The 18,948-nt window shown below is 47.7% G+C and carries 16 protein-coding genes and 1 other RNA gene; 10 read left to right on the plus strand and 7 right to left on the minus strand.

Going from position 1 to position 18,948, the window contains the following annotated elements:
* Window positions 1–71 precede the first annotated feature (71 nt).
* The 4 genes from HYX48_06560 to HYX48_06575 all read left to right on the plus strand — a co-directional run bounded on the left by HYX48_06560 (window position 72) and on the right by HYX48_06575 (window position 3,067).
* Window positions 72–848 carry an NUDIX hydrolase gene (locus HYX48_06560; GenBank protein ID MBI2743561.1) on the plus strand — a complete coding sequence of 259 codons (777 nt, stop codon included), beginning with the start codon at window positions 72–74 and terminating at the stop codon, window positions 846–848.
* Window positions 845–1,765: a hypothetical protein gene (locus HYX48_06565; protein MBI2743562.1), complete on the plus strand. Its 921-nt coding sequence runs from the start codon at window positions 845–847 to the stop codon at window positions 1,763–1,765. Before HYX48_06560 ends, HYX48_06565 begins: the two co-directional genes overlap by 4 nt.
* Before the next feature lie 37 nt (window positions 1,766–1,802).
* Window positions 1,803–2,093 carry a hypothetical protein gene (locus HYX48_06570; protein ID MBI2743563.1) on the plus strand — a complete coding sequence of 97 codons (291 nt, stop codon included), beginning with the start codon at window positions 1,803–1,805 and terminating at the stop codon, window positions 2,091–2,093.
* A 134-nt stretch (window positions 2,094–2,227) separates the two neighbouring features.
* Window positions 2,228–3,067 carry a hypothetical protein gene (locus HYX48_06575; protein MBI2743564.1) on the plus strand — a complete coding sequence of 280 codons (840 nt, stop codon included), beginning with the start codon at window positions 2,228–2,230 and terminating at the stop codon, window positions 3,065–3,067.
* A 162-nt stretch (window positions 3,068–3,229) separates the two neighbouring features.
* On the opposite strand, the gene HYX48_06580 is transcribed toward HYX48_06575, so the two are convergent.
* The 3 genes from HYX48_06580 to HYX48_06590 form a co-directional block, all read right to left on the minus strand.
* Complete coding sequence (locus HYX48_06580) at window positions 3,230–4,450, minus strand: amino acid permease (protein ID MBI2743565.1); 1,221 nt, start codon at window positions 4,448–4,450, stop codon at window positions 3,230–3,232.
* Window positions 4,451–4,582: 132 nt separating this feature from the next.
* Window positions 4,583–5,197 (minus strand): bifunctional nicotinamidase/pyrazinamidase, encoded by a 615-nt coding sequence (gene pncA / locus HYX48_06585; GenBank protein ID MBI2743566.1) that lies wholly within the window; start codon window positions 5,195–5,197, stop codon window positions 4,583–4,585.
* Entirely contained in the window at window positions 5,194–6,663 is a 1,470-nt protein-coding gene (locus tag HYX48_06590) for a nicotinate phosphoribosyltransferase (protein MBI2743567.1), read from the minus strand. Before HYX48_06590 ends, pncA begins: the two co-directional genes overlap by 4 nt.
* 120 nt (window positions 6,664–6,783) lie before the next feature.
* Here HYX48_06590 and HYX48_06595 point away from each other — a divergent pair, with 120 nt between their 5' ends.
* Together HYX48_06595 and lepB are read left to right on the plus strand one after the other, a co-directional pair.
* Window positions 6,784–7,779 (plus strand): hypothetical protein, encoded by a 996-nt coding sequence (locus HYX48_06595; GenBank protein MBI2743568.1) that lies wholly within the window; start codon window positions 6,784–6,786, stop codon window positions 7,777–7,779.
* 45 nt (window positions 7,780–7,824) lie between these two features.
* A complete protein-coding gene (gene lepB, locus HYX48_06600) occupies window positions 7,825–9,678 on the plus strand; it encodes a signal peptidase I (GenBank protein MBI2743569.1) in 1,854 nt (617 codons plus the stop codon).
* On the opposite strand, the gene HYX48_06605 is transcribed toward lepB, so the two are convergent.
* The gene (locus tag HYX48_06605; GenBank protein ID MBI2743570.1) at window positions 9,583–12,804 is read right to left on the minus strand and encodes an isoleucine--tRNA ligase; all 3,222 of its coding nucleotides are present in this window, start codon (window positions 12,802–12,804) and stop codon (window positions 9,583–9,585) included. The genes lepB and HYX48_06605 overlap by 96 nt on opposite strands.
* Before the next feature lie 76 nt (window positions 12,805–12,880).
* Window positions 12,881–13,456 carry a hypothetical protein gene (locus HYX48_06610; protein MBI2743571.1) on the minus strand — a complete coding sequence of 192 codons (576 nt, stop codon included), beginning with the start codon at window positions 13,454–13,456 and terminating at the stop codon, window positions 12,881–12,883.
* Between the two features lie 186 nt (window positions 13,457–13,642).
* Between HYX48_06610 and ssrA the strand changes: the two genes are divergently transcribed.
* Window positions 13,643–14,018: a transfer-messenger RNA gene (ssrA, locus tag HYX48_06615) on the plus strand.
* Between the two features lie 330 nt (window positions 14,019–14,348).
* Window positions 14,349–15,722 (plus strand): hypothetical protein, encoded by a 1,374-nt coding sequence (locus HYX48_06620; GenBank protein MBI2743572.1) that lies wholly within the window; start codon window positions 14,349–14,351, stop codon window positions 15,720–15,722.
* Window positions 15,723–15,869: 147 nt separating this feature from the next.
* Here HYX48_06620 and HYX48_06625 read toward each other — a convergent pair whose 3' ends face one another.
* Window positions 15,870–17,195, minus strand: a complete 1,326-nt coding sequence (locus tag HYX48_06625) for a delta(24(24(1)))-sterol reductase (GenBank protein ID MBI2743573.1) — start codon at window positions 17,193–17,195, stop codon at window positions 15,870–15,872.
* 69 nt (window positions 17,196–17,264) lie between these two features.
* Window positions 17,265–17,861 (minus strand): hypothetical protein, encoded by a 597-nt coding sequence (locus HYX48_06630; GenBank protein MBI2743574.1) that lies wholly within the window; start codon window positions 17,859–17,861, stop codon window positions 17,265–17,267.
* Window positions 17,862–18,001: 140 nt separating this feature from the next.
* Between HYX48_06630 and HYX48_06635 the strand changes: the two genes are divergently transcribed.
* Window positions 18,002–18,355: a nucleotidyltransferase domain-containing protein gene (locus tag HYX48_06635; protein ID MBI2743575.1), complete on the plus strand. Its 354-nt coding sequence runs from the start codon at window positions 18,002–18,004 to the stop codon at window positions 18,353–18,355.
* Between the two features lie 164 nt (window positions 18,356–18,519).
* A complete protein-coding gene (locus tag HYX48_06640; protein ID MBI2743576.1) occupies window positions 18,520–18,825 on the plus strand; it encodes a hypothetical protein in 306 nt (101 codons plus the stop codon).
* The last annotated feature ends 123 nt before the right edge of the window (window positions 18,826–18,948 follow it).

Here is an 18,948-nt window from a genome sequence, read left to right on the forward strand (position 1 = left end):
TAACAACTTATAACTCGACTTTACTTTTTAAGATCTTCTTATGAAAATACCCCTTCTTTCGGAGGACTCAAATGCGCTTTTTACTTCCCTATCTCCTTTTTGCACTCTCTTCGTGCGCTGCAAGCCAGCCAACTGCTTCAGAAAGCTATTTCCGGCTTCTAGACAAGTACCCCGCTGCACTTGGTCCGGATGGAGATGCTACGCAGGGAGAAATTGAGATCGTGCGCGATCCTGTTCGCATGCAAGAGATTGAAAAAAGCAGCGGCCGCAAGGTCGGGATTGTCGCTCAGGATAGGTACTGGATCTGGATTAATGATCCTGTGAAATTCCCCTCTGGTAAAGAGGGAGTATACGGGAGATTCCTCTGGGTGAAGTCTCTTTCGGGCCCCGCTGGCATCGCTGTCATGCCTCTTCTTGCAGATGGTAAGATCGCGCTAAATCGCAACTACAGGCACGCGACACGCTCTTGGGAGTATGAGCTGCCCCGCGGAGGGATTAATACTGGTGAGAGCAGCGAGGATGCCGCGAGAAGAGAGGTCAAAGAAGAGACCGGAATGCAGATATCAAAACTACACAATCTTGGGGAAATGGCAGTTGACACGGGATTTACAAATTCGATCGTGCCTATTTTTATGGCCCAAGTGGTAAAGCAAGATAAAGCGACACCTGAAGAGTCGGAAGCGATCGCGTCGATCGACGCCTTCTCTTTAGCAGAAATTAAAAAGGGCTTTAAACAGGGCTACCTTATCATCATTAATAAGCAAGATGAAGAGGAGAAGATCCCCCTGCGCGACCCCTTCCTCGCCTACGCAATTTTTCAAGCTGAAATCCGAGGGCTACTTCAATGAAAATGATTCGTTATTGGAAGGTTGCATCCATTCTTCTCTTTGTTGTGGGAGGAGCCGCCTCGCTCTACTTCATGCGCAACGTCGAGCACAACATTTTTCTAAAGCAGGAGCGCCTCATCCCTTTTGAAGCGAGCATGGCAAAACGCGACCCCTCCTTTGTCACTAAGATTATTTCTAAAAAACTCCGTAAAGATTCGCGTTGGAAGACGCTCAGAGAGCTCTACCAGAGAAATATTCTGGATGGTAAAGCGACTGGTGAGACGCGGATTCCCAAGATCATCCACCAGATCTGGTTAGGCGGCCCTCTCCCAGAAAAGTATAAAGAGATTCAAAAGAGCTGGCTGAAGCACCATCCCGACTGGGAGTACAGGCTCTGGACAGATGAGAGCGCTAAAGCGCTAAAGATGCAAAACCGCGATCTCTTTGAGAGTGCTGTCAACTGGGGAGAAAAGGCGGACATCCTTCGCTATGAGATTCTCTACCAGTTTGGAGGACTCTATGTCGATACCGATTTTGAATGCCTCCGGCCGATGGATCTCCTCCACCAGCTCTGCGACTTTTACATCGGACTTGAAAGCATCGAAAAAAAGTTTCAGTCTCCTCGCCTTTCAAATGCGCTTATCGCTGCTGCTCCAAGGCATCCTATTCTTAAAAAGTGCATAGAGTCGATTTCTGGAGAAGGTCCACGAGACAACTTCGATCTCATCCAGTCCCGCACGGGACCAGGTCTTGTAACGCGGATCTTTCTCGCTTCAATGAGCGATGATACGCACAAAAATGTCGCTCTTCCTTCAAGCTACTTCTATCCACTTCCCTCTGCGGAGCGCAACGGGACTTTCCAAGGATCAGTTAAAGAGACCTGGGCAGAGGATGAATCCTATGCGATTCACTACTGGGACGGAAGCTGGATAAAATAATAGAATTTAAATACAATCCGAAAAAAAAGAGGTTAATATGAAAAAAACGCGCCTTTTAACACTACTTACTCTGACACTGCTATTCTCTTCTCTCTCAGCTGGACACAGAAACTGCTGGACACCTGCAAGCGAACTCTACAAGAGACCGGAGCCGCAGATCGTTTCAGAAGAAGAGTTCGCTTCGAACCTCTCTGACTTTCACCGCAAGCGCTACATACGCTTCTCACCTGCACAAAAACAGGCTGCCTACACCTACTACAAAACCCAGTCCTACACACCGGATACTGCCGTAGAGCAGGTCTCTCTCTTTGAATACCTGCGTAATTAAAGTTTTTAATTTGAAGCAAATTAAAAATTTCAGGTTACAAAAGAAATCTTCGCATTTCTAAATAGTTTAGTTGACCATAATTGTTCGCAAATTTAAAATTTAGCGTTCTATCTACTAAAATTTGCACTACTCTTATGACCAGCACCACACTGAAACCTTCTCGAGCGACACCCGAACTACCTTTTGATACAATAGAAACAGTTTTTACCTATCTCGATCCTAGAACAACCTGCACGGCTCTAACCGTTTGCAGAGAGTGGAGCAGCAAGAGGCACTCCTACTCGACTGACGAACTCCTCATGAACCAGTCGAGAAAAGATCGCGTAGAAAATGAAGAGCCCTTTGCTAGGGAATACTTAGCAGCTCTTGGAGGCCGTCATCTAAATCTACGTATGTTTTCTTTTGGAAAAACTCTGCATCCAACTGAGGACATTGAGATTGCGCAAAATTTAATGAGAGCAGTCTCAGTATTGAATTTACAAACTCTTTCACTCTCTGAAAATGTTCCGTGCAGCGCGCTTAAAATCCTCGCTGCAGCCTTGAAAGGAGAGCAGGTTCGAGTGAGAACACTACTTCTCTGTTTCCCTCCAGTGCATAAATTTGTCTGCGGCAATTTCCGCATCCCGCGCCTCTCCTCGGCGCATGTCACCTCTCTGGAATTCAACCTGATGGCCACCTTGCGCAAAGAGCAGACAGCGGAGATTGGGCAGAACTTCCCCAATGTGCAGACGCTTATCATCAACCGCGATGAGGCTGGCAAGTATAAGATTGCGATGACGACTCTGGTTAAAACTCTTCCTGCTTTGAAGTCGATAGAAGTGAGACAACCGGGAGAGGCGCTCGCCTCCCCTCTTACGACAGAGAAGTGCACCGACTATCTAAGCGAGCTCTCCACACAGCCAAAGCTCAGCTTCCTAGACTATGTCACCTGCACCCTTTCACCCGTGAAAAGAAGCCTCACCCTAACCCGATAATAAGGGAATTTTGTGTCAGAGAGGTTCTTTTTTGGAGTGCGGCGACTCGGCGCCGCTTTTTCTTAAAATCGACTTGTCGATTTTCCCAAAAGAGAGATCGCCAGGTCGATCTCGAGAAAAGCGGCGCCGAGTCGCCGCACTCCAAAAAAGAACCTATTTCTCCTAGTGGGAGAAGATTAGGAAGAGCTCGAGGCAGATAACAAAAAGACTTACGAGCAGAAGAAGCCCAAGAGTCCATTTCCCTCCAGGAAGCGCATCATCGGATGGGAGCTTCATAGCATAACGACCCATCCAGACGAGCATCACAGGAAGAAGGCCGTTTAGAAAGGCCTCTCCAAATCCCCCAGCAACGCCGAGCGCTCGATCGAAGAGCGTGGGATCAAACACCACACAGAGAAATGGCGGGAAGAAGGTAAGAAACACCAGAAAATGACGAGAGGGTCCTTCACGCTTAACCTTGAGTCCATCCCCAATAAAATCTACGAGAGAGAAAGCGACGCCAAGCATCGATGTCACGATCGCGAAGAAGGCGAAGTATTGACCAACGAGAAAGATGGAAGAGCCACCAGAGATCGATTGAAGCGCTTGAGTAGCGGGCTGTCCCGCTTCGCGAGCAGCAAGTACTGCTGCTTGTGGAATTGCTCCAATCACAAGCCACTGCCATGCGACATAGATCAGAAAGGGAACGGAGGTTCCCAGAATAATGGAGAGCTTTAGCGTCTTCCGCTCGCGGCTCATGTGGTCGCATAGAGAAGGAATAATATTGTGGTAGCCAAACGCACTAAAAAGAACTGGAAGAGAGAAGGCGACAGCAGACCACTCGCTAATTTGAAAATTGCCCATATCGACGTCGGAACAGCCCATTCCCACCATGATGAAATAGTCGACAACCATTGCTATAGTTAAGAATACGCTGACGCGTTCAATCGCTTTGGCCCCGATCGCTACAATTCCTCCAAAAATCACTCCGAATAGAGCGTAGCTAAGAATGCCAGATAAATTTAGGCCAAAGGTAGCATTGATAAATCCAGATACAAGAGGGGCTCCAGCTGCAAAGTAAGCGACCATCAGGCTGTAGTAGAGAAAGATAAACATGAACCCAGCAATGACCTTGCCCTTCTTGCCAAGAAATCTCTGAGACATCGAGAGAATGTTCGATCCTCCCGGCATCCAGAGCGTCACCTCTAAAAAGAGGAGGCCTGTGCATAGCATGAAGAGCCAGACGATCCCGGTGATGACGAGAGAGGGCCAGAAGCCAGCCTCTGCTGTCAGCAGAGGAATTCCAAGCATTCCTGCGCCGATCGCAGATCCTGCGATCATTAGAGTTCCAGAAATAATTTTAGAAAGGCTCTGCCTTCCTACTGCTACTGTGCTTTGACTCATGAAGCTAGCCTAAAAAAATATTTTTTATTCTGGTTTTCTCTTCGAAAAGGATCCTTACAAAAAAGCAATGCGTATATTGAAGATAGATTCGAAAAAAAATGAAAGAATTAAAAGAGGCAGAGTGAAAAAAAATCAAAAGAGGGCTTTTGAAGTGACCAGATGAGCTCCTTTTTCGCTCATAGTCGCATAGGCGGCATCGACATCCCCGGGGGAGAGATCGATCCCAGAGCAGGCATCGGTTATGACAGTAACAGAAAGGCCGAGATCGAGGGCATCGATCACAGAATAGAGAACGCAGTAGTCAGTTGCAACTCCGCATACAAAGAGCTCGGTCACCCCCTTCAACTTCAGAAAGTCAAAGAGACCTGTGGACCTTTTGCGGGCATTATCGAAAAAAGCGCTATAACTATCGATCCACTTATCAGTGCCCTTATAAAAAATTGTTTCAATCCTACTCCTATCTAAATCTTTTGTGAGCTCAGCCCCAAGGGTCTTCTGAACGCAGTGGACAGGCCAGAGAATCTGTTCGATCCCTCTCACCTTGATCATCTCTCCAGGCTTCCTTCCTGGATGATTCTGCGCAAAGCTCACATGGTCGGCAGGGTGACAATCTTGCGTGGCGATGACCAGAGAGAATTTGGGCATTAGAGAGTTGATGAGAGAGACAGTGCGGTCGGCATTAGGCACTGCTAGAGGCCCTTTAGGCATGAAATCGTTCTGCATATCTACGATGAGTAGAGCCCTCATGAGAGCTTCTCTTTGATCTCTTCGATCATTTTTACTTTCAGCTCATACAGAGATTTTTCCATTCCCACAAAGTAGGGCTGCGGATTTAAAAACCTGCGAATAGCGGGATGGAAGCGGTCCAGCTCCTGCTGAGAGTAGCTCTGCACTTCTTTTAATGAGGGGTGGTTGTATACCTCTTTTCCTTTGCGCATGATCGGGACGAGAAGATCTTTATACTCCATCTCTGGACGCACCTTGCTCGAGTGCGTTGGGTCGGCTGGATCTAAAAAGACCTGCCCCTCTTTTGGTAACCTAGCTGGATCATAAACCATGTCGGCAAAGGCCCCGCTCTTATTGTAAAAGCGTCGCACCTGTAGAATGCCAGGATCCGTGACTTTGGCGATCTGCTCAGAAATTTTAAGCTTATACTGCCAGTCGCCCTTCTCATCTCTGATTGCAGAGAGCTTATAAACTCCATCCAGTGCAGATTGATCTTTTGCTGTAACGAGATTGGTTCCAACACCCCAGATGCTAATCTTAGCGCCCTGGTGCTTGAGATCGCTGATGATCTGCTCGTCGAGCTCATTGCTTGCCATGATCTTCGCATGAGGAAAGCCTGCATCGTCCAGCATCTTACGGATCTGAATGCTTAAGTGAGCGAGATCCCCTGAGTCGAGTCTCACTCCTAGCATCTCGACACCCTCTTTTCTCAGCTCTTTTGCAACCGTAAGCGCGTTTTTTACGCCCGTTACGCTATCATAAGTATCCACCAGGAACATGCAGCTATCGGGAAGAGCTTTTGCAAAGGCTCTGAAAGAGCTCTCCTCATCGTCGAATGCCATCACCCAGCTATGCGCCTGTGTTCCCCGAACGGGGATGTCGTAGAGCTTTCCAGCGAGAACACTCGAAGTGGATTCGCAGCCGCCAATAAATGCTGCACGGCTCGCAGAAAGAGCTCCATCGATACCTTGAGCTCTGCGGAGTCCAAACTCAACAACAGGATCGGGTTTTGCAGCCCAGCAGATCCTTGCAGCTTTTGTTGCAATCAGCGATTGAAAATTGATGATATTAAGAAGTGCGCTTTCCAGAAGCTGCGCTTGAATAATCGGCCCTTGAACGCGAAGAATTGGCTCATAGGGAAATACAGGGGTCCCTTCTGGCATCGCATCTAGATCGCAGGAGAAGGAGAAATTTTTTAAATAGTCGAGGAAGCCCTGCTCAAATAGTGGTTTTCCACTGCTGCCTCGGAGCCCCTCTAGATAAGATAGATCGCTCTCGTCAAACTGAAAATTCTGTATAAATTCGACAGCGGTTTTAAGCCCAGCTGCAACAGCGAAACTGCCTTTAAAAGGTTTTCTTCTAAAAGAGAGATGAAATACCGACTCGCGCTCTGCAATCCCCTCTTTCCAGTAGCCATAGGCCATCGTTAGCTCATATAGATCGGTTAGAAGCGCAAGCGAAAGACCGTAGATTGAATTCAATTGCATTGTGACGCCATGCCCTCTAGTTTTTCACACCAGTCTAACTAAATGGCCCACAACTGTCACTTTGTAAAAAATTAGTTTTGATTCCTTGGATTATTAGGTGATCTGCTATCCTGGTCTTCTATGAGACTCTTCATCCTGCTGCTTATCATATCCTGCGCGCAGCTGAGCGCCACTCCAACTTTAAAGGCAAAGTTGGAAAAGGGATCGCCTGGCGACTACATCGTCACAGTTCAGGACAAGAGCTTCTCTCTTCTTAGAATACGTGAAAAGAGCCAGACTCACCTTGTTCTCGAAGAGGTGACGGTGCCTGAGTCGACTCTCGAAACTTCAGACACCTCCTGGCCAGACTGGCTAAGAAAAGGAGCTCCTGGACATAGCGCCTGGCTGCTTTATGAGATCGACCTTGAAACTGGAGAGCTTCTAGAGTGTTTTTCCGTTTCACAAAAAGGGTGGATGAACGTCGAAGAACCAATTCTCCCCAAAATGCTCGCTCTTCCTCTCACAGCCACTCCCAAAGAGCAGCGCAAAAGAGTGGGTCCCTCTCCCCAGAAGGGCGAGGAGGATATGCGCGCGCTCTGGACTCCCCCAGTAGTATTTGAAGGAAGCAAGCTAAAAAAACCGACGCTGGAAGTTTTTAACGCGCGCTGGCCAGACGATCAGTCACAACTTGCTGCATGTCATCTCGAGCTCTACTTTCTTCCCGACTTCCCCTTCCCCTTTTGGATCGAAACGAGCAATGGACACTACACCCTTAAAATCCGTTCAGTTGCCTGTGGGCGGGGCTCTCTCTCTCCAGTTACAATGGCCGTCCCTCACAGACCTCCTACATTCATCGATACAGGAAAACGAACTGGAGATACTCTGCAACTCTCTCTGAAGTCCACATACCCCTTTTCTCAGCTCACGCTTTACGCTCTCGATCTAGACGATTATGTTGAGCCTCCAAAACAGATCCCTTTTTCTCTAACGCGAAATGAGAAAAAGGAGCTTCTCCTTACAACCCCTTTAAAAACACTCGAGCCTATTCTCAAAAAGGGGCACAAGTATCGCTGGATTCTCGCTTCCGAGCAGGATCCACACCTCTATGCTGAGAGCGACGACTCCCTTCTTTGGTAGATCTCCTTGCGAAATGGTGAAAAATCCTTTACAATGCGTGGCCTTATGTCAATCTTTAACAGAACTTCTTCTCTCAAAAAATCGCGAGCGGTGCTGCGTCACACCTATCACCAGTACATGCGCCGCCGAAAAAACTTGCCCACCTCTGTTTCTAGCCAACTTGAAAAGGCTCTGCTCGAACTACAAGAGAAGATTCTCCAAGAAGACCGCGTCGAAGCACACGCACTTGCTCTGCATGTGCAAATTCTCGCAAAGCAGCACTTAAAAAAGAGCTCAAGCGCACAGCTACGCGATCTCGTTTTCGCGCTCGGATTTGCACTTGTCGTTGCGATACTCGTGCGCCAGGTCTGGTTTGAGTTCTACGAGATTCCTTCCGGATCGATGCGCCCTACACTGAAAGAGCAGGACCGGCTCGTCGTTTCGAAAACAGATTTCGGCATCAACATTCCGCTCACCACAAAACAGCTCTACTTCGATCCTGAACTCGTGCAGCGAGGCAGCATCTTCATCTTTACTGGCGAAGATATGGACATTCGCGATGTAGACACTCTCTACTTCTACCTTTTTCCTGGAAAGAAGCAGTATATCAAACGCCTCATGGGAAGACCGGGAGATACTCTCTATTTTTATGGCGGCAAGATTTATGGCTTCGATAAAAATGGCAGCGACATCTCCTCTCAGCTTCAGAGCCCAGAACTCGCTAAGATCGAGCACATCCCCTTCCTCCACTTCGACGGTAAGGTTACAACGCCCCACTCCCCTGTTCAGGGAGTCTATACTCCGATTATTCTCCATCAGATGAATGAGCCCGTTGCACGGCTTTATGTTTCAGGCGCGAGCCAGCCGCGAGGCGAGATGCTGAACTCCGTTTCCTCGTATGGAGATCTCTGGGGTTTTAAAAACTATGGAATGACGCGCCTTCTCACAAAAGAGCAGCTCCTCCAGTGCACAGACCAGTCTCTGCAAAACCTTCCTGAAGCGCCACTCTATCTTGAAATCAAGCACCACCCCACGTTGAGCTCTCTTAGCATCGGACGAGATGAGTATGGTAGAATCCGTCCACTTCTGGGCTTAAGCTCCTCTATTATTCCTCTTTCCGAAGCCCAAGTGCGCGCAATTTTTGATAACATGTACACAGCTCGATTCCGTGTAAAAGATGGCGTTGCGATGCGCTACGGCTTCGACCAGAGAAAAATAGCCGGCAACCCCTTTTTGCCAAAGCTACCTGGCGTTCCCGACGGCTGCTATGAGTTCTACTTTGGAAAAGCATACGAGGTAAAGTGGCAGGGAATCACAGAAGAGCTACCACCATCTCACCCTATCTACTCCTTCTCGCCAGAGAGAGTTCAGCTCTTTTACAACGTGGGAATCGAGATGGATATGCACTTTGCTCCGCAGACGAGACAGCAGAGACTCCTTCCTTCGCGCTACGCCTACTTCCGAGGTGGAGACCTCTTCCTTCTCGGCGCTCCCATCTTTAGAAAAGAGGATTCAACTCTAATCGACTTCCTCGCAAGAGAGCATGAGAAGCAGGTTGTGAATCCCTCTTACGAGCCCTTCATAGATCTGGGAGCTCCTCTGAAAGAGGATGGATCGCTAAATCAAGAGCTGATCTCTAAGTATGGTTTAACAGTTCCTGCACAGATGTATCTTGCGCTTGGTGATAACCACGCGATGAGCGCTGACAGCCGCGACTTCGGCTTTGTTCCGCAGGGCAATCTTCGCGGTGGACCGAGCTTCATCTTCTGGCCACCTGGCGCCCGTTGGGGAGCTCCAAACCAGCCCCCCTACCCTTTCATGAATCTACCAAGAGCTGTCGTCTGGACAGTCGCAGGTATCCTCCTCGGCGCTTGGGGCATCGTCCACCACCGCCGCAACAAGCTCCCCCTCAAATTCTAATTCTTTTTTGGAGTGCGGCGACTCGGCGCCGCTTTTCTCGAGATCGACCTGGCGATCTCTCTTTGGGAAAATCGACAAGTCGATTTTAAGAAAAAGCGGCGCCACATCGTTTACGATGATCCCGCGGAACTGCTCAAAGCAGGCCTTCACTCGGTCTGTCGTCTGGATTGTGATGGAGATGCGATCTGTCACAGCAAAGCCTAGATCGCGGCGCATCGCGTTGATCTTGCTGATCAGCTCGCGCGCAAGCCCTTCCATCAGAAGCTCCGGAGAGAGCTCTAGATCGAGTGCAACAGTAATTCCTTCGCTTGTGAGAGCGACGATCCCCTCTCGCACCTTGCGCTCAACGCTAATATCTTCAGGCGTGAGTTCGATCTTCTCTCCTTCAATCTCAAGTGTTAACGTCTCGCCGCGGAAGAGAGTCTTCAGCGCCTTCTGATCGAACGCCTCGATCGCCTTCTGCACCTCGCGCATCAGCTTGCCAACTTTTTTGCCCAGAATGCGGAAGTTTGGCTTCGCAGCAAGGGCCACAAAGGAGGACTCATCAGGCAGAAAAGTTACCTTCTTTACATTGAGCTCATCTGCAATGAGTCCATCCTGCTTTTTCAAAGCAGAAAGAACAGCCTCATCCGAGCAGATCACATGCGCATTCGCAAGAGGCTGGCGCACCTTCATCTTCTGCTCTTTACGCAGAGCATGTCCTGAACTTACCACGGTCTGCACGGAGGCCATCTCTCTTTCAAGCGACTCATCTCGCAGTTTAGAGTCGTAAAGCGGGAAGTCGTTTAGATGCACAGAAGGCTGCGCCTTCTCATGCCTTAAACGCAGATAGATCGCCTCACTCAAGAAGGGAACAAAAGGAGCCGCAATCTGAGACACAGTTAGAAGCACATGGTAGAGCGTACCAAACGCCTCATCGCGATCCTGCGACGCCTCATCCGCCCAGAAGCGCGGGCGCGACCTACGGATATACCAGTTTGTGAGCTGCTCAATGAACTCGACAAACGGCAGCACCGCCTTTCCAAGCGTATACTCATTCATCGCGCTTGTAACCTGCTGCGTCAGCTTCTGCAGAAGAGAGAGAATCCAGCGATCGATATCCGCCTTCGGAGAGAGCGAGCTCTTCTCTTTCGGCTTCCATGCGTAGATCTCAGCGTAGGTCGCAAGGAAGTGGTAGGAGTTCCAGAGTGGAATTAGCACCTGGCGCATCACAAGCTCAACGCCGCGTTCTGTGAAACGCAGATCTTCCGCTTGAACTGCAGGGCTATTTAGAAGATAGAGCCTAAGCGCATCTGCTCCATACTGGTTGAAGACGATCTCTGGTTCCGGATAGTTCTTCAAACGCTTGGACATCTTATTGCCATCTTCGGCCAGGATGATTCCATTCACGATCACATTCTTAAACGCGGGCTTCTTAAATAGCGCAACAGAGAGAACGTTTAGTGTGTAGAACCAGCCGCGCGTCTGATCGAGCCCCTCGCCGATAAAGTCGGCGGGGAAGCCCTGCATCGTGCTCTCCTTCTGTTCGAAGGGGAAGTGGTTCTGCGCGTAGGGCATCGAGCCCGACTCGAACCAGCAGTCAAAAACTTCGGTAATTCTTCTAAAGGTCTTTCCATTCTCTTCGAAGGTCAAGTCGTCGATAAAGTGGCGATGGAGATCGTCGATCTTCTTTCCCGTGCGCTCTTCAAGCTCTTGAACGCTTGAAATAACGATGCAGTCGCCTCTATCGTTCCGCCAGATCGGAATAGGTGTGCCCCAGTAGCGATTGCGAGAGATCGCCCAGTCGCGCGCATTCTCGAGCCACTTTCCAAAGCGTCCCTCTTTGATATGCTCCGGCACCCAGTGGATCTCTCCATTGCATGCGATGAGCTCATGCTTTAGTTTCTCCACGCCGACAAACCAGGTCTTTACAGCTTTGTAGATCAGCGGAGTATCCGAGCGCCAGCAGAAGGGGTAGCGGTGGCGGATCTGTCCGTGATGAAAGACCTTATTCTCCTGCTTCAGCCTCTTGATGATCTCTTTATCTGCATCTTTGACGTAGATCCCCTCGTAGTCGGGCACTTCGTGTGTGTATCTTCCGTTGTGATCTACAGGGCAGACCACCTCGATCCCCTCGCGGGTGCAGACAAAGAAGTCCGCTTCGCCGAAGCCGGGCGCTGCATGCAGAACTCCCGTTCCATCTTCCGCTGTCACGCAATCGTCGACAAGAATGTGGAAAGCGCGTGGATCTCTCTTTGTGTCGAAGTAGGGAAAGAGCGGAATATAAGCTAGCTTTGCAAGAGACTCACCCTTGAAGGTCGCTAAAATCTCAATTGCTTCCGGATCTTTGAAGTACTCACCGAGACGCGACTTTGCGAGAATATAGTGGCTTCCACTTTTGAGCTCTTTCACTTTTACGTAGTCGAGATCCCCTCTCACAATCAGTGCCAGGTTCATCGGTAGAGTCCAGGGCGTCGTCGTCCAGACCAGCACTTTTGTATCTGGCTGATCCTTCAGGGTGAACATCAGCGTAAGCGAAGGATCATCCACATCGCGGTAGTTTAAATTCGCTTCGAAGTTAGACAGCGGCGTTCCCAGCTTTGCAGAAAAGGGCATCACCTTGAAACCTTCGTAGACCAGGTTGCGGCCGTAGAGCTGTCCGAAGACCCACCAGACCGACTCCATGAAATCCTTGTCCATCGTGCGGTAGGGATTGCGGAAGTCCACCCAGCGGCCCATGCGGTCTACAGTGCGCTCCCACTCCTGCGTGTAGCGCAGAACAATCTTGCGGCACTCCTCGTTAAAAGCAGCGAGTCCAAACTTCTCAATGGCGACAGCACCAGAGAGCTCCTTCGCCTTCTCAATCTCGTTCTCCACAGGCAGACCATGGCAGTCCCACCCAAAGCGGCGAGGCACATAGAACCCCTTCATCGTCCAGTAGCGAAGAACAGCATCTTTGATCGTGCCAGCCAGAATGTGGCCGTAATGAGGAAGCCCCGTTGCAAATGGAGGCCCATCGTAAAAAGAGAAGAGCGGAGCCCCCTCTCTCTGTGCAAGAGACTTTTCAAAAATCTTCTCCCGCTTCCAGAATTCTAAAACCTTCTCCTCTCTACCAGGAAAAGTCTCGTGAGTCTCCGTCTCAAACATATAACCATAAAATAAAAAAAAGATCGGCTAATCGTAGCCGATCTTTAGAGTTTTAAGCTAGCAAGTCAGTTTAAGGCTATCTGCCTCCGAGGACATATCCTCCCCTGGGTCCACCTGGCGCAGCGGGACGAGGAGCCCCTTCTGACCAGAGCAGAAAGTCTCTAAGAGGCGTGGCACCCTCGAAAATTGCATTGTATACCGCCTGAACAGTATTTTTTCCATATTCTGGACTAAACACCCCCACAACACCTGCTCCAATAAGCGCGCTTGATGCCCCAGCGATTACAAGAAATTTTCTGCACAAGAATCCCATTCTTTCGCTCTCTCCATTCGTAATACGAGTGAACAGATAAGCGATCGCAAAGATTCCGCTAAGAAAAAGGTTGTAGATTGTAGAAACAAAGGAGATAAATCCAACCTCTACATACTTGCCTCGAGGAGTCATAAAATCCCCTTCGCTCACCGGCCCACAGGCCGCAAAAAGCGCTGAAGTGAGGGCAGTGCTGCTCCCAATAACTTCTTTTGTAATGAAATGTATTGAACGCACCTCTTTTCCAGCCTGAATGAATAAATCCGCTAATCCTCCAATAAGTTGACCCACATCATCTCGGCTAGGAACTCTGTCAAAAAGCCCATGAATATTTGACGCCATTATTGTACCTTTGTTGTTTTCAATAAGTTAGACCATCTATTTTACCGTTTTAATAGAATTTGTTAGAAGCCTAAAATATCCCCATTACACTCTTCAAACCTCTAAAAACAAGCTGTTTGCATGTGTAAAAAATCGTTTTTAAACTCCCCCTCGCACTTTATTGGAGATTTTGATAAGATCTGTTGTGGGGGTGTAAAGGTTTCGACTTGGAAACAAAGTATTAGTGGCATGCGGAGGATGATCGGTTGGCCTCCTAAAAAATCCGGTTAAACAAGAACTGATAAAGAAGAAATTTCTTATCTAGAGGCTGCTTAAGGTCTAACCGCCTTTAGCGTCCGATAGTCTGATGCCTGACCAGGAGCGTTAGAACTGTCGTCATCAACCCTGGTGTGGATCTCCCGACTTCTTCCCTTCTTCGAGGGAGAGTCCGAGACAAGAAGAAGAGCGTTGGCTCGTAGTGTGGTGTCTTTCATCAGAGCCAATGTACAACTAAAGACGCTAAGCATGTAGGCGCTAATAGGGAGTTTGCTAAGGACGAGAGTTCGATTCTCTCCACCTCCAATCCAAAAGGCTAGGTTAATACCTAGCCTTTTTTATTGGAGGTGAGCAAGGCAACAGTTTGCCTTGCGTGAGAGAATCGAGTTGAGCGAAGTGAAACAGAGCGAGACTGCCGGCCCGGCAGACTTGGGGCACCGCCCCTAGCGCGAGGGCTTCTCTCCACCTCCAATACACAGGCCGGGCCAAAAGCCCGGCCTTTTTTATTGGAAAAGCGCCGCTAAGAAAAACGGACGGAAAATGGACTTCGCTTGCTGTCAACTTTTGTTTTAGAAATTGCTTGCACCTTTTATCATTTGAAAACACAATATTTTTTTAGAAAAAATGGAGAGAGAAGATGAAACGCTGCATTCCACTCATGGCGCTTTACGTTTCGAGTCTTGTGGGAAACGATCTTCACGCGCAGGACCCCGTCGCGTATATAACCGATTTTTCTTCGAGTAATAGCGTGTATGCTGTCGACACAGTAACAAATAGCGTGATCGCCACGATCAACGTCTCCTCAACCTCAGAATATCCAGGAATTGCCATCACTCCCGATGGGGCGAAGGTCTATGTCGCCTTAGATAGCGGTGTTGTGGATGTAATCGACACCAGAACAAACACTGTCACTGCTTCTGTCTCTCTTCCGGGAGCTGCATTTTTTTTTCCTGCCGTCACACCTGACGGATCTAAAGTGTTTGTCACAAACTACAGCACTACCAATAACAATATCGTCGTTATCGATACAATAACAGACACCTTGATCACAACTATCGATGTCGGATCGACATCTGAATTTATCACCTATGCGAAGGGAAAGGCCTTTATCAGCATAGACAACAACTCTGTTGCTATCGTCAATGCCGCAACGAATGCACTCATTACAACAACGCCAGTAGGGGCCTTTCCTTATGGAATAAAAACTACTCCTAACGGGGAGGAGGTCTATGTTGCCTGCCTTAATGCAGCCGCAGTAAACGTTCTCTCTGCAACGACTAATGCTGTAGTTGCAACAATTGATGTGGGAGGAGAACCGCTGTTTACAACCTTTTCGGCTTTAGAAAATAGAGCTTACATCGTCAACTTTAACTCTAATGACGTATCTGTGATCGACCTCACTTCACATGCAGTTGTGGCCACAGTTGGAGTGGGAGGACTTCCCCTTTTTGCTCTCTCATCTCCAGATGGGACAAAGGTCTATGTAGTTGCCGCAGATGGCTCGATGAGCGTCATTGATACTAGTTCAAATGCGGTTATTGCCACTATTCCTCTTGGAAATAGATGCGATAACATTGCTTTTGTTCCTGACAAAACCCAGCTGGTTGCACCTCTTCGAAATGGAGGTGGAGTTCTCATCATCGATACAACGACCAACACGGTAGAAGCGACGATTCCTGTTCCTGGTGCTGATCTTTTTGCACTCACCATCTTTGAAGGGCTCCAAGCTCCCTCAGCTCCCATGCACCTCTCTGCGAAAGCAAGAAAAGACATCTTCTTAACAGAATCTGATTACTTCATCGTTTTAAACTGGACTGCCAGCCCCTCTAGCAGCGTCACAAGCTACAAAATTTTAAGAAATGGCACCCAGATCGGCACAGTGGCGAGCACCTCTCCTTTGACCTTTCAAGATCACCATCGAAAAAAGGGCAAAACATATACCTACGAAGTGATCGCTGTGAACAGCTCAGGGGATAGCTCTCCCGCTACTGTAACCGTGAAAGCCGGTTAAAGAAAAACGGACGGAAAATGAACGGCCCCTCGCCGCAATCCCGGCTCTTTGGGGCCGGGTCCAGGCGGGATTCATATTCTCTTTTATCCTTAAACCGAAGAGGATCTCCTTTCTTTAGGAAGTAGTTCTTTAAAAGCTTCCGCTTTTTTAGTAGATATAGGGAATGAATTTATAGGGAACTGTCTCACAGTAACGCTCCCAGTCTTTCCCATACTTTTTTGCACAGCGGACCCGGTCTCTATGATAGCGATGAGCGATCATGCTGATAAAAAAGAGAGGATAGAGATAGGGCAGCGCACTTCCAAATCCACAGCTAAGGCCCCAGGTGATAGCCATCACCGTGTCTGCAGTGTAGTGGATCTTTCTTCCATATTTGTACCAGCCATCAACTAGGAGCAGATCTCCGGAAGCCGTCTCAAGGGCTTTAGGATTTTTGAGTGTTCCCCATGGCAGTTGAGGAAATGTCTTTCGTGAAAAAAAGGTTCCTCTTAACTGCATGCGAAAGCGATTTTTCTGACTGTTTGCGGTATCCCAAACATAATACGCTAAAAACAGAGTTGCGAATAGACTCCACATGAACAGAGAGGAGTGTTGAGGGTTGTTCTTTAAAATATAAAACGATTGAAAGCAGTAGACAAAAGGGACGCCGACATAATTCCAAAAGATCAACATCCACCCAAATTTTTCATAGAAGATATCCCATGTGGTCGGGATGCACTCTTCTCCTTTCATGCAAGCATTTGTGTAGAGTCCATGCGCCACAATCATGAAGGCCATAGGCCCAGAGATCATTCCGTAGAGCTCATACTGTTTTGCAGCAGCAGACAAGGTAAGCAAGAAGAGCAAAATCCAAGGGATACGGATTTCAGAGAAAAACTTGAGATCGACTTTCCCAATCCGTGGGTTGAGAATGACTCCCATAAAAAAATTGTAAATTGGATTACCAGAAGAGGAATTTCCACTACGAGAGAAGGTTCCAACGAGATACAACCAGACGGCCAAGAAATTGGCTGAAATCATTCCGATGGTAATCAAGGATCCCATCTCATCCCCTAATCTTGAAATAGGAAAGAGTCCTGTATATTGCAAAAGCACAACAAGCGCCAAGGTTACATACCAGCACCCGATTCCATTGCAGAGATAGGTTCGCTGTTGGTTGTTTTCAGAAGGAACAGGAAGGCCCTTGATCAGAATTCCCGGCACGATCCAAGCAAGCGCAAATTGAACTCCTATAAAACCGAGATATATCACTGCTGCAGAATAGGTGGGGGCAGCGCCCGTACTGATATGCTGACCCATTCTGCCGAGAAATGGAAGAAAATCCTGAAGAGAGGAGGGATAAGCAAGAGTGCCGTTATAGTAGGTTAGACAGATCCAAAGATAGTAGACTAGGCAGTGTGAAAACGCGATGATAATGCAATTGCCAATCGGTCCTCCAAATTCATAGTCGCGCCCTGATTTCTTCTGCTCCATTCCACTCCCTCCGTTTTATATCCGCCAGTTCGAAAAAAGCCGGATTTCTTAAAGAGAGGTAATAGTGAATTAATATAAATTTTTTTGCAATGAGTTGTGAGGGATGTTCCAAATGTCGAAGACCTTTTGGAGATCCAGATTCTCGGGCTTGCCTTCGATCTTATCTGCTAATGTGCAGAGGCCTGTGATAACCTGCTGCTGCGCTTGAGAAAGCGCATCGGGGCTGCCACCATGCGCACTGCTGACGATACCCTCAAACAGTCGGTAGTAATAGAGAAAGGCTCCGGGATCATCGACAAATTGGTACTCGCCGCACTCACCCATTTCGCAAACTTCCTTGGGAGATTTGAATAAACCTGCAAATTTTACCAGTCGATTAGAAGCGTGTATGTTCACACTCCCCTCTTCTGAGGCGATCTCACTAAGACAGATGACATTGGTTGCTGAAACTAGAATATTCGACCTGCTTTTCAGAGGAGCTAAAAGAACAAGGCTCCACTCTTCACAGCTCAAACGGATCGGCCCTTGCGACTCCAAAGGAGAGTAAACAATGGCAAAAATAGCGCCATTAATCCCTACCAATTGCAGCCTATGATCTTCATTACTTTTAGGAAAAGTAATTAGCAATTTAGAACCAAGCTGCGCATTTCCACTCGAGCTTTCCATGATATTATTCCTCCCCTTGGGCAAGGGACGATTCTACAATAAAAATCCTTTAAAAACAAGAACCCAAAATCAGCATTAAAATAACACTTTAAATGTTGGATATTTTGATAAAGTCCTTTTGTGCTATAACACAAAATAGCATGAACAACAAATTTGATAGCGAAGAAGCTAAGAACTTTCTTCTGGCCCGGGAAGAAAGAGAAAAACAGCAAAGAGAGGAAGAAAGAACTTCCGTGCTTCCGAAAGTGGTTGCGATCCTCGAAAAGGAGTTTAAGGGATCCTCTGTCGAAGTCTATTTAATTGGGTCTATCCTAAAACCTTTTGGGTTTTCGTCTAGGTCAGATGTCGATATTGTACTCAAAAACTACAAAGATGATCGTTTTGATTTCTGGGCTAAACTAGAGAGAAAACTAGGCAGAAAAGTGGAAATAATCCTCTTCGAGACGTGTTCATTTCAAGAGTTTGTTTTAAAGGGAGGTTTTAAGGTAGTCTAGCTAGCATGGAAAAGTATTCAATTTTGCTAGGATATTTCGATAAACAACTTGTTTTCGTCGATAGACTCCACAAGGAAATCGTGCGTGTCGATGTATCGATATACGAAAATCGCTTCTTATTCGCGATGAGAGTTCAGCAATTTTATACTGCCCTTGAAGATCTCATGAAACAGATTGTAAAGTCGTTTGAAAACCATATTGACACGATGAGCAACTTCCATAAAGAACTTCTATCCCGCATGAATACCGAAGTCCCCAAGATTCGTCCTGCAGTCGTATCACGCCAGAGCTTCCTTTTTCTAGATAAAATCAGAGCCTTCCGTCAATTCATCTGGCATGCATATGATTGCGAGCTTGATGAGAATGAACTCCTGCTCATTCAAAAGAAAATGGAACAGGAATTCCCTCATCTGAGGAACGATTTGCAAAGTTTTAGATCCTCTACTCAAAAACTCTCGAACGCTTTGTAAAATCAAGTTACAAAACCACTTCCCCTTCTCAAAATAATTGTTATTTCACAACTTCCAATAAATAATATAGTAACAATTATTTCAAACATTAAACATTCAAAACAATGTTTCATCATGTTAGAA

This window comes from Chlamydiales bacterium, from assembly GCA_016185065.1.
Classification (GTDB): domain Bacteria; phylum Chlamydiota; class Chlamydiia; order Chlamydiales; family Rhabdochlamydiaceae.